Here is a 12,543-nt window from a genome sequence, read left to right on the forward strand (position 1 = left end):
TTAGTATACTGCTTGTTTTTTATTGTACTCACCAAGATAGAATTTTACTAGATGTTTACAAAATGAATCCATGAACATCTTGTGATTATTTATCAATGGATAGCCCATCCTGAGACGTTGTTTTTTGATCTAGTAGGCTATTTTTATACAACAAATAATAAGAAGAAGCTGACCAGCTAAAGTTTTTAGTACTTAATCCCTTTCCAGTTTCAGGATTATAGTTTTCACGAATTGGTCCATCCTCCATTAAACCTTCAGCATGGTTAAATAATTTCTCCGTTAATGTTCTCGCTTCTTTATTGTATCCGTAATTTTGTAGTGCTTCAACTCCAAACAATGCCTGATCCATCCAGACAGGTCCACGCCAATAATGACTAGGACTGTATTTAGGGTTATCTTTTGAAGCAGTTGGAAATGGCATATACGTATTAAATTTATTTTCATCTACCATGTTTTCTACGACATTTCCAGCTTGGTCTTTATCTGCTAATTTAGCCCATAAAGGAATCCAACCTTCTGTTCCTTTTCCTCTGTTTGTTAGTAATTTCTTCTTCGAGCCGTCTTCATTAATTTGTAAATCATAGAAATAGCCGGTTTTTTGGTCGTACATATTCTGGCTTATATAGTTTTTAATGTAGTTCGCTTCTTTCGTAAACTGCTTAGCTTCTCTTGGTTTGTTCAATTCTTCCGCCATTGACTTTAAAAAGGCTTTTTCTGCATATAAATAGGCATTTAAGTCAACCGATTCTTGGTTTATGGAATAACCAATTACTTTATTATCCTTATTTTTATTTTCAAAGACTTGAACACCAACATCATCTTTCCCTACACCTTCTTGATCAAAGCGAGTCGCATTATCCATTCCACTTTCCCAAGCGGCAGCTTCTATTACTGCTTCTGGATTTAATTTAGGGTTACCGTTTTCATCTTTAATGATCTGATAATTCTCATCCCTTTGCCAGTTCGCTTCACTTACTGTACTGCCGTATTCGGAAATTCCATTTTGATCATGGTCACGGTTACGATACCACCATTCATGATATTGCTTTAACTTTGGATACATTTCTTTTAAAAACTTCTTATCTTTAGTCTGTTCATATACATTCCAAACTGCCCAGGATGCTAGTGGTGGCTTCGAGTTTCTCTCATTCCAGTTTCCACCATCGCCGCCTCGCGCCTGCTCTTTATTATAGAAAATGGCATCGATAATTGCTCCCTCATCCTGAGGCCTTACATTATCATTCGATTGTATTTGATGGTCAAATAAAGCACGAATATTATTTTTAGCAAGTTCTGGATTAAAGTCAGCTACTGCAACAGCTTGCTTCCAAGAATCCCAGGACCACATACCAATAAACCATTTATAAGACATGGAAGGAACGATTCCATCATGTTTAATAGCGCCGGCAGGACTTCGCCAGTTTGTCATTAGTGTTTCCATCGCTTTTACAGCAGCATGTCGATACTCAAGATTGTTATGATCATTTTTCTCATTAAAGGTGCGATCCAAATATCCTTGCCAACGCTTCTCGTTTTGCTTAAACAGCTTATTCGCCTGCTTGGTGTATTTTTTTAGCTTTCCTTTTTCCTGATTAAATTCTTTGGTTGTAAATGTATAGCTTTCTGTAGTGTATGTTGTAAAGCTTTTATTAGGCTTAATTTTAATCGGTTTATTTAGTCTCGTTTCATACTTATTACCGCTTACAATTGTTTTAACTGGCTGATCATGATAAATATAATATTTAGCTTGATCCGTAGCAAAATAATTCCATGTATCTCTTATTTCCGAAAAATTAACTTGTACACCATTTTTAGTTGCTGTTAATGATTGACCTAAATTTAACTTGTTATTTCCATTAGCTAATGTATTCAAAAGCTCTCCTTGCCAGTAAACATCTAAATTCAACGCTTTATTGGTATTATTTTTGAGTTCCGTTTTAATCATAGCAGTGCGGTTAGTGACAAAAATAAGGTTTAAAGTTAAATCAAAATCATCAAGTTGATAGTGTTGCACTAATCGACCTGGATAATACGTAAAGTCAACTGGGTCACTGTTACGCAGATCATATTTTTCACCAGTGTCCCGATTGCTAATTTGAATTTGGTTTATCGTTTTAGCCAAGTTAACAGGATATTCTTCAGCAATGATTACAGGTCCTGCAAATCCTCCATATAATTCTTTCGCATCGTAGCTTGGTAAATAATAGCCATGCCAAGCGCCTAAATCAGAGAAGTTATTAAATTTATTCGTTAAATAACTGCCATATATTTGTTCTGAAGGTTGTGCAGAGATATCTAATGTGTTCTGAAACTCTGTCACTTTAGGGAGATTTGCTTTTGCGTAAACCGGGATACTGCTTCCAAAAATGAAGCATGAAGCTATGGATACAATACCTAGTTTCAATAATTTTTTTCTATTTTTTACTTTTTTCACTTTCTGTTCCTCCTTTTTAAAGTTTGTAAAACTGTAAAACACACCCTTACTTACTCTGGCTTACCAATTACTGTGATGCACTTTTCGACTCGTTTTCAGATGTATTTCTCTCCTAATTTCTTTATTGTCTCCTCTCCGTTTTTTTGTGCCCACTTGTGAATCAATAAGCAAACTTTATGCCAACACCGTATAACAGAACAATGCCTTCGTTTCATAAAAGGAATAAAAAATGTGTGCAATTTCTTTTTGCACACATGAAGCTCATAACTATAGCAAGTTGTTTTGAAGGAAGGAGAATTATTTTGCTTCGGAACAAGAAGGAATATGGTTTAAAAAGACATGAAGCACTATAAAAAAACTGCTCCTTCAAAATCAGGTAATTTCAAAGGAGCTAAAATAATTCTGTATTTTATAAAAAATCAAATTCCTCTTTACTAAGACATACTTACTCCTTATGCCTTTCATGATCGAATAGCACTCTATCTACTTATGTGATAAACGAAACATTTTAGTTTAAATGATATTCATCATTTGCTTCGCACTATTTCTGTCTTTATCAGAAAGAGGTTTCTTCAATGGGATGATGGCCAGTATAGGTGGTTCTGGTTTTCTTGGTGGAATGATAGCATGTACGGGTTGATACCTCCATATTACGGGAGAAACGATTTGTTGACGTACCTGTAAAGAAATAATTGATCAAGCTTTAAGAGCTCTATTATTTTTACATAGTGAAAGCTTTAAAGTAAAACAAATATCGTAAATAAGAAAGCTAACAAAATACGATAATAAGCAAAAGGAGCTAACCCGATTCGTTCCAGCCACTTTAAGAAAGTTACCACAGCAAACAGGGCGACAACAAAAGAAGTTAGAAATCCTACGGTAAACATTGGGATATCGCTAACACTTAAATGGTTCCAACTTTTTAATAAATCTAAGCTTGTCGCTCCGATCATTACAGGAATTGCAATTAAAAAGGAGAACTCTGATGCCGTTCGATAGCTTGCCTTTGCTAAAAGTCCACCTGAAATAGTCGATCCTGCTCTTGAAAAGCCGGGATAGACAGCCAAACATTGGAATAATCCAATCATAAACGCTTGCCGATACGTTAGATCGTCTAAAGAGTAGGCAGTGGGGTCAGGCTTTGTTCTCTCTGCATAAATCATTAAAAAAGCTCCGGCTACAAGTCCAATGACCACCGTTTGCGGTTGAAACAAATAGGTTTTAATAATTCCATGTAACAATAGCCCAGCAACGATGGCCGGAAGGACTCCAAGAATAATATGGATTGCATTAAATTTCTTTTCTTTTTTCAAAATCGGTGCAATGTTAAATAAAGAAACAAGACGTTCCTTATATAAAATAGTAATCGCCAGGATAGCCCCGAGTTGAATAACGATCTCAAATGTTTTTGCTTTTTCTCCCTCAAAACCTAGTAAATGCCCTACTAATATAAGATGCCCTGTAGAAGAGATAGGTAAAAATTCAGCTAGCCCTTCTACAACGCCTAAGATAAAGGCTATTAAAATATCAATCAACAAACTCACTCCAAACTAGACTTTAAAACAAATTGATCAAAATCTTGGAATCATTCACATTACTATACTCCAATTTTCAAAAAAACACCATAACATTCATGTAAAATTTGTTTGGAAAAAGGCTTTTATTTTACAGATAGGAATGAGATATTTTTCTCCTTTATTTATTAAACTATATTTTACTCTATTTAAGTAAAAACAAACTATGAACATCATAGAGAAATAGAAATTAACATAATTATTAATAAGTTATATATGACCCTCTGATAGAATATTATTCAATTTCACTGAACATACGTCAAAAAAAGAGATATAATAGTCCTATTAATAGAAAAGTCGACGAGTATTTGATTAAACAAAATTTATTCAAAGTTTGATTTAATACTTATATGGAAAGGACGATAAAACCATGAGTGATATAAGTCAACTAATCGAACAACTAATCGAATTTCGAGATGAACGAGACTGGCGACAGTTTCACAATCCTAAAGACCTAGCCATCTCGCTTTCATTGGAAGCTGCAGAATTGTTGGAAGACTTTCAATGGAAAACAAGTGAGCAGGCAGTAGAAGCTAATTTTGAAAATATAAAAGAGGAACTGGCAGATGTAATGATTTACGCACTCATGTTGAGCCATGATTTAAATCTAGACGTAAAAGAAATCATTCAAGAGAAAATAAAGAAGAATGCTAAAAAATATCCAGTAGAAAAAAGCAAAGGATTAAAGCTAAAGTATAAAGAACTTTAAAGGAATGATAGTTAGCAAAAACGTATTTGCTACAAATTTATTCCATGTAAATTACATAAACTCGAGCGCTGTGGATAACGACATGCAGATTGTCATACGTAAATATCGTACATCCACGGCATACTTTTTACAAAAATAGATCATTATAAAGTAAAGTGAAACTGCATTCATGGGCTTTTTCATTTATCCCTTTATGAAGTCAGTAACTAATTAGCATTTAAGGCTATAAATCCTCCACTTAAACATCTTCCTATTCTCTACCCACTTTGAAACAGGAGCCTTATAGTACCTTATGTAAAAGATAAACGAGGAGGAAGGCAGTTGGACCCCTATTCCTATCGTTCGCTATTCCCTATTTTAAAAACCCATACACATTTAGCCAGCTGCTCACAGGGTGCCTTGTCCAAGAATGTTTCAGCTGCGATTGACCAATATCATTATAGCTTATTAGAATTAGGTAAAAATTGGGATCAAGCGATGCATACATTGGAATTAACTAGAGAAAAGTTTGCTAAACTTATTAGTTGTGACAGAGATGAAGTAGCTATCCTTTGTTCGGTATCTGACACCATATCGGCGATTGCTACTTCTCTTCCTTATAACACAAAGAAAAACAAAATCGTGTTTACCGATATGGTTTTCCCTACTGTTGGTCATATTTGGTCTGCACAAACTCCATTTAAAAATAAGTTTACTATAATTCAATCTTTTAATGGACAAATACCTATTGAGAAATTTGCAGAGGCAGTGACATCAGACACACTAATTACATGTATTCCTCATGTGAATTATTATAATGGTTTGAAGCAAAATATTAGCAATATTGCTGAAATCGTACATGGTAAAGGGTCTCTCTTATTTGTTGATGCTTATCAATCAGCAGGACATATTCCGATTCATGTAAAGGAAATGGATATCGATATACTGGCAGCAGGGATGCGTAAATATATGCTAGGAATTCCTGGTGTTGCTTTTTTGTACATTAAAAAAGAACTTGCCGAAGAGCTACCCCCACGAATAACCGGCTGGCTAGGTCAAACTTCAACCTCCACATTTGATATTTATCAATCCCATTTAGCGACAGGGGCTCGCCACTTTGAAACAGGAACACCTTCATTTATAAGTGTTTATGCCGCTCATGAAGCTTTAAAGCTCCTGCTTGATATAGGAATAAATAAGATAGAGGCATATTTAAGCGAACTGACTTCGTTCATTCTTGACTATAGTCAAGAACAAGGCTTACATCTTGCAGGACCAGTGTCTACAGATAATCGAACAAGCCTAACCTCTTTTTACGTTAAAGATGCTGCCAAAGTAGAAGAAGTTTTAAAAAGCAGACAAATTCTTGTTGCGACTAGAAATGATGTCATCCGCATTGCCCCTCACTTTTATAATCTTAAAGATGAAATAAAGCTAGCAATAAATGAAATTGCTAACTTGACTATTTAGGGCGTCCAAAAATAAATTGATTTCAAGCTTCTCTTCGTCCTATGTTAATCTTATTAGAGCACGTACTGCCTTACACCTTTTGAAAAATAGAAAGAAGATCGTGTTAAATGAAAATCTTTTGAACAGCTACGCCAGTGAAAACAAACCAGATATGGATGAAAAGATCGATTTGATTCATGCACAACAACGAAAAGTATTTAAACGTATACTATAAAGGATTAACAAACAACCCACTTTTAAAATGTATACTTCCGTCTTTTTTTCTCTTACGGATAACAGTAAAACTTACTCTACATCTGTTCTCATTCCACCTTTTAATTTATCCAACTGCCTTAATGCGCGCCAGATCATCAAAATGGAAAATATAAGTAAACACACACCTGGTATGATCAGCATGAGTGCAGCACCTTCTTTGGAACTGGCGAAATTCATGACATAACCAATATAGGGAATGGTAAGTCCTGTATACGTCCCGACAATATCTTCTGGTACAACCGGCTCCGAATCAGCTGCATTATTTGCATCTCCCTTTGTAATATATCGCTTCCCATTGTCCTTTACTTGCTCAATTCTGTGGGTGACAAAAACATCATCTTCTGTTTTAAATGTAATGACATCACCTTTTTGAAATTCTTGTTTTGCATCTGTAGCTTTAATGGCAATAATGGACCCTGTTTTCATCTCTGGCTCCATGGATCCGGAAAGTACTGTCTTCATTTGATAACCGAATAAGCTCACTTCACCACCAGAAGCTTTCATCGATATAACAGCAAATAAAGTTACAAGCAGTAAAATAAATAACAGACCCGTGACCATGTTGCTGAACATCTTTAACATACGTTTTCCCTTCATTGTATTATCACCCCAATATTTACCAGTTATTTTGTTTGCTCGTTCAACTCATTTACAGCGGCATTATCTGTTGTTGTTTGGTTTGTTTCTTCTGCTGTCGACTTTTGATGTTTATTTTTCAGCTCATTTATTTGCTTTTTATCGTTGGCTTTGTCTCTATTTTTATCTGTTGAACTGTCTTGTGTAATGTCTTCATCTTTCTTTCCCTGTTTATCTGAAGCCGCTTTTCCTTGATCAGCTTCCTGTTTCCTATTTTCTGATTTTGTTTGTTCTTCCACTCTCTTTTGCTCTGTCGTACATTCTTTTTCTGTCTTACAAAATTGCTTTGAAGCAGATACCTTTCCATCAATGCTCTGACTATCCGTGAAATAAGCTGTTGTCGGAGTAGTCCATTGAGAGACCGTCACCAATAACAGGTATACCATAACAAGTGGAAATAAAAGATATTTTTTGCTTGTCATTTTATATTTTGTCCAGCAACGCATGATTAAATATCCTTTCTGTGAAAACAATCTACAAAACTAGTGTAGAATCTATCAAGTTGACTGGATTCCCTCCTAACATCTACCATTATCTCAAGTTAAGACATAGACCTTGCTTAGTGATCACTTCTTACAGATATAACTATGTAAATGCCCTCATGCAAACGCTGTAACGATTTGCCTGGTTAGTTTAAGTATCTCCTCACAGTCAATTAATTACTTTATAAATAATAGTGACTAACCTTGTACAGTATTTTTTCCAACATATCAACCTATCCGGTCTTAGGCCCTATTATATAACAAAAAATAACCAGTAAATACAAAAAATCTAATATTTACATTTTTTTAACTTTAGATTAATAGTCTTTCAACATTACTTTATTATGGTAGAAAGCAGATAGGCGTTAGCAAAAAATGGAGGAGATGAAATGAAAATAAAAAATAAAAAACTGGCTGGACTTTCGCTTGCAGTTATATTAAGCACCTCTATTGTTACCTACAGTATGGTAAATGCAGCAAGCGATAACACCAACCACCAGAGTCAACCAACGAATGGTGCAGCCAAAAATGTCATTTTATTAATTGGTGATGGAATGGCAGGAAACCAAATATCTGCAGCAGCTTACTTTAAAGGGGGTGGATATGGTGCAGACGATTTAGCAATGGATCAGTTTACCAATGTTGGATATGCACGAACATTCTCACATGATAATACGGTTACAGACTCTGCCGCAGCGGCAACTGCTTTTTCCTCCACATATAAGACCGACAATGGAGTAGTGGGGAAAGCACCCAAAAATAAAGAACATCATGAAAATGAAGAACATTTTGATGTGGAGACAGTGCTCGAAGCTGCGGAACAAAGCGGTATGTCAACAGGGCTTGTTTCGACAGCCAGAATTACGCACGCAACCCCAGCTGCTTTTGCATCTCATATTGATGACCGAGATAAAGAAAATAATATCGCTGAACAAATGATCTTAGAACATGACATTGAAGTCTTGCTTGGTGGCGGAAAGCATCAATTTCTTCCAAAAGGAGAAGGTGGGAAACGAGAAGATGGAAAAAATCTCTTAGATGCTGCGAAAGAAAAAGGTTATCAACTGATTGAAAATAAAGATGAAATGGCAAAAGCAGACTCGGACAAACTATTAGGTTTATTTAATAACAGCCATATGACATACGAATTAGACCGAGATTTGACCGATGAGCCAAGCATTGATGAAATGACAAATAAAGCATTGGATGTACTACAACATGATGATGACGGTTTCTTTTTAATGGTAGAGGGCGGGCGTATTGACCATGCAGGGCATGCCAACTATCCGGCAACGAATATTCAGGAAACACTAGCATTCGATAAGGCCGTCAAAGAAGCAGTTGAGTTTGCCAAAAAAGACAAAAATACTCTTGTTATTGTATCCGCCGACCACGAAACAGGTGGTATGTCGATTGGAGTAAACGGCGAGTACGGATTTAATAAAGATGTCATACGCAATGTAAAGCGGACACCAGAATATATTAGCCAGCAATTAAATAAACATGATGCCGATTTTGCTGATGTTATGGCAACTTATGCAGGTATCCATAACTTAACGGAAGAAGAAGTCGATTTGATTCAATCAACTACAAATAAGGCTAGTGCCATCGCTAAAATTATCAGTGATCGTGCATTAATCGGCTGGACAACTACAGGGCACACAGCTGTTAACGTCCCAGTATATGCATATGGTCCTCTAGCGGAAAAACTAACCGGAACAATTGATAATACCGAAATTGCTAAAGTCATCAGCCTAAGTACAACCAAATCATTTACCTCACAAAATTTAATCGACCAAGTAAATGAACTTGCAGCAAACGGTGAAATAACAGATAAGAAAGCTGCACGGACACTATTAATACATCTGAAAACAGTCCGTCAATTTGAAGAAAAAGAGGCAGTTGATAAAGTTGTCAAACAGTTGACTAATTTCCATCTTCTGCTCGACAAACAAAAAGAAAAAGAGGTCATTTCCACTAATGCCTATCAAACACTTAAGAACGGAACAGATGCACTATTAGCTAAGTGGCAATAACTATTATCCATTAAGAAAAACTGGGCTTGTCGCCAAGTCTTTATGGCGAAGACTATCATTTTTCTTATACGATAAAAACTAAAGTTTTATACTTTCCTATCGTGTAAAAAATATAACCCTTTTTAATCTATGAATTTGGTAGAACAGATAACAGACTATAAGTGGAAAGAATAGCATTTCTACATTTCTATATTAAATGGGGAATGATGAGGAGAACTAAAATGAAAAAACGTTCGAATAAACTTTTAGCTATTACCTTATTTGTTATCAGTATCACAGTATTACTACCAACCATTACTGCGTCAGCAAATACGGCGAATTCTTTTACTATCGCCCATCGCGGTGCATCCGGCCAGGCACCAGAAAATACAATGGCCGCTTTTGACAAAGCGCTTGAATATCATGCCGATTACTTTGAAGTAGATGTACAAATGACAAAAGATGGCGAATTAATTCTCATGCATGATACAACTGTCGACCGTACAACGAATGGTACAGGTGCAGTTAAAGATTTTACCTTTGAAGAAATTAGACAGCTGGATGCAGGAAGCTGGTTCCATGAATCATTTGCCGGCGAAAAGGTACCGACACTTGGAGAGGCATTAGACCGTCATAATGGGGAAATCGGTATCCTCATTGAATTAAAAAATCCAGAGCTCTATCCAGGTATTGAAAAGAAAATAGCAGATGAACTAGTAAAACGTAACATCACAAATGAAAACAGCAATATCATTGTTCAATCTTTTAATTGGGAATCTGTTAAGCAAATTCATCAACTACTGCCATCGATTCCAACTGGTGTACTGATTGGTTATGGACAAACCATTGGCGGGAAAATAACCGATGAACAGCTAGCAAGCTTTCAAGCATATGCCGATTATGTAAACCCTAATAAAAGTTTATTAAATCAAGAAACCGTTGACCGTATCCATCAACATGCCCTGGAAACATGGCCCTACACCGTCAATGATCGAAATTGGGTTACACAACTAATCGAGTGGGGAGTGGACGGCATCATTACCGATTATCCGTTACTCGTAAACATGCCAGCCAGTGCAGCAACAATCAAAACACTTGTTGAACGCTTTGAAGGAAAAGAACTCTCCAGTGAAACAGCACATGCATTAAAAATCCATCTAACAACCGTCAGTCAATATGAGGAACAAGGATTACAAGATAAAGCTATGAAACATATGAACGGCTTTATCACCTTATTGAATGAACAGAAAAAGAACGGGTTGATTTCCGACCGCGGATATCAGCTACTTCTCAGCGAAGCAAATTTTTTAATGGAAAAACGATAAGCTCCAACATTTAACAGTATGTTCGTTTATGATAAAGAAAACATGCCTAACAGGAGTATGCCGACGGCGGGCAGCAAACCCGCTTTTACTCGGCCTTCCTTTAGGTTCGAACCGATGTTGACTTATTGTAGGAAGTAGAGCGAAGTTTGCTAGACGCTTGAGCGCTTATGGCTAGACACAAAAGCTACAAGCGCTCGTTTAGCGACGTACAAGCTGGAGGTCTTCTGACGAGATAAAGAAAACACGGTGACGGAGGAACCGATGTTGACTTATCGTAGGAAGAAGAGCGAAATTTGCTAGGCGCTTGAGCGCTTATGGCTAGACGACGAAGCTACTTTTCAAAAGAATTACCTACAATGAAACAACATCTTATAAATTACTAAGTTTATCAAAAAATAACTGCGGTATCTTAATTTGGTTGCCAAAAATTTTATATTAAGCGCATTCTTAAAAATCCCCCGAGTAACTGTTCAAAAGCTGATAACAACTTGTTTCATTGAAAGACCTTTTCTTTTCAGGATAACAATACCGTTTTGGTTTTTTTGAACAAGGAACAAAGGGAAAAATATTCAGGGAGGAATAATAAAATGGGGATTAAAAAACAAATTGGTATTGGGGTATTATCAGCAGCACTTGGTTTAGCAATGATAGGCGGTGGAACATATGCATACTTCAGTGATGAAGAGGTAAGTCAAAATACATTTGCAGCAGGTACACTTGACTTAAATGCTGAACCAACAGAAATGATTAATCTTAATAATTTAAAGCCAGGCGACTCCATGATTCGTACATTTGAGCTGCAAAACAACGGAACGTTAGACATTGAAAAGGTACTATTGGAAACGAATTATTCTGTTATCGATGCTAAAAGTGACAATACAGACGACTTTGGAAAGCATATTGAAGTTGAGTTTTTATATAATGCCGATAAACTGGATGAAGTCATCTATAAAACCACGTTGGCAGATCTCAAAAATATGAAACCGGAAGCGGTTAATAAACATGTTTTTTACCCACAATTTGGTGACAAGGGACTTCCTGCCGGTACAGTAGATGATATCGCAGTGAAGTTTAACTTTGTTGATAACGAAAAAGACCAAAACGAATTTCAAGGAGACGCTTTAAATCTCGAGTGGACATTTAAAGCAGTCCAAGCACCTGGTGAAGCAAGGTAATCGCTTAAAAAATATCAAGCACCAAAAGATATAATAAGAGATTAGGACATAAGCAAATACTAAATAGCACAAACCGAACAATTCATTTATAATTGTTCGGTTTGTTTGTGTTTAGAAAAACTTGGCTTGTCGCCAAGTCTTTAGCGAAAGCCGTAGTTTTTCTTATACGATAAAGTGAAACTTCATTCAGTAGGAGTTTTCTTCCATCTCCTACTGAATGTTAGTACCTCAGGGGGTATGACCTAAAGGCCCCTTAAACGAATCGGGCATTTAGGTGCCGTTTTCTCCCACTTTGACCTTTTGTATCAACTCAAGATTTTGAAGTGGGAGTCTTACGGTACCTTACATGCGGGATAAACCCTAAAATTTTATACTTTCCTATAGTACAAGGACGATTTATGGTTCGTTTTTTAATCAGCTGTTTTCGTTTTGTCCCAGCCTCTGATTGATTGCACTAAAAATATGCTAGATTAGCGAAACCAAATACAA

The 12,543-nt window shown here is 36.2% G+C and carries 9 protein-coding genes; 5 read left to right on the top strand and 4 right to left on the bottom strand.

All coding sequences use genetic code 11. The annotated features are described in order from the left end of the window. Positions 1 to 85: 85 nt before the first annotated feature. Both ygjK and bacA read right to left on the bottom strand, forming a co-directional pair. Positions 86 to 2,434, bottom strand: a complete 2,349-nt coding sequence (gene ygjK, locus JNUCC74_RS18025; RefSeq protein WP_454066370.1) for an alpha-glucosidase — start codon at positions 2,432 to 2,434, stop codon at positions 86 to 88. Positions 2,435 to 3,171: 737 nt separating this feature from the next. Further along, entirely contained in the window at positions 3,172 to 3,969 is a 798-nt protein-coding gene (gene bacA, locus JNUCC74_RS18030) for an undecaprenyl-diphosphate phosphatase (protein ID WP_454066371.1), read from the bottom strand. A gap of 409 nt (positions 3,970 to 4,378) precedes the next feature. Between bacA and JNUCC74_RS18035 the strand changes: the two genes are divergently transcribed. Beyond that, complete coding sequence (locus JNUCC74_RS18035; RefSeq protein ID WP_077318773.1) at positions 4,379 to 4,717, top strand: nucleotide pyrophosphohydrolase; 339 nt, start codon at positions 4,379 to 4,381, stop codon at positions 4,715 to 4,717. A gap of 321 nt (positions 4,718 to 5,038) precedes the next feature. Then, entirely contained in the window at positions 5,039 to 6,166 is a 1,128-nt protein-coding gene (locus JNUCC74_RS18040) for an aminotransferase class V-fold PLP-dependent enzyme (RefSeq protein WP_454066372.1), read from the top strand. Positions 6,167 to 6,451: 285 nt separating this feature from the next. On the opposite strand, the gene sipW is transcribed toward JNUCC74_RS18040, so the two are convergent. Together sipW and JNUCC74_RS18050 are read right to left on the bottom strand one after the other, a co-directional pair. After that, complete coding sequence (gene sipW / locus JNUCC74_RS18045) at positions 6,452 to 7,018, bottom strand: signal peptidase I SipW (RefSeq protein WP_454066373.1); 567 nt, start codon at positions 7,016 to 7,018, stop codon at positions 6,452 to 6,454. Between the two features lie 26 nt (positions 7,019 to 7,044). Beyond that, complete coding sequence (locus tag JNUCC74_RS18050; protein ID WP_454066374.1) at positions 7,045 to 7,503, bottom strand: SipW-dependent-type signal peptide-containing protein; 459 nt, start codon at positions 7,501 to 7,503, stop codon at positions 7,045 to 7,047. Positions 7,504 to 7,928: 425 nt separating this feature from the next. On the opposite strand from JNUCC74_RS18050, the gene JNUCC74_RS18055 reads away from it, so the two are divergent. The 3 genes from JNUCC74_RS18055 to JNUCC74_RS18065 all read left to right on the top strand — a co-directional run bounded on the left by JNUCC74_RS18055 (position 7,929) and on the right by JNUCC74_RS18065 (position 12,054). Continuing rightward, the gene (locus tag JNUCC74_RS18055) at positions 7,929 to 9,575 is read left to right on the top strand and encodes an alkaline phosphatase (protein ID WP_454066375.1); all 1,647 of its coding nucleotides are present in this window, start codon (positions 7,929 to 7,931) and stop codon (positions 9,573 to 9,575) included. 221 nt (positions 9,576 to 9,796) lie between these two features. After that, positions 9,797 to 10,879, top strand: a complete 1,083-nt coding sequence (locus JNUCC74_RS18060; protein WP_454066376.1) for a glycerophosphodiester phosphodiesterase — start codon at positions 9,797 to 9,799, stop codon at positions 10,877 to 10,879. A gap of 587 nt (positions 10,880 to 11,466) precedes the next feature. Further along, positions 11,467 to 12,054, top strand: a complete 588-nt coding sequence (locus tag JNUCC74_RS18065; RefSeq protein WP_454066377.1) for a TasA family protein — start codon at positions 11,467 to 11,469, stop codon at positions 12,052 to 12,054. The last annotated feature ends 489 nt before the right edge of the window (positions 12,055 to 12,543 follow it).

This window comes from Cerasibacillus sp. JNUCC 74, assembly GCF_053667775.1.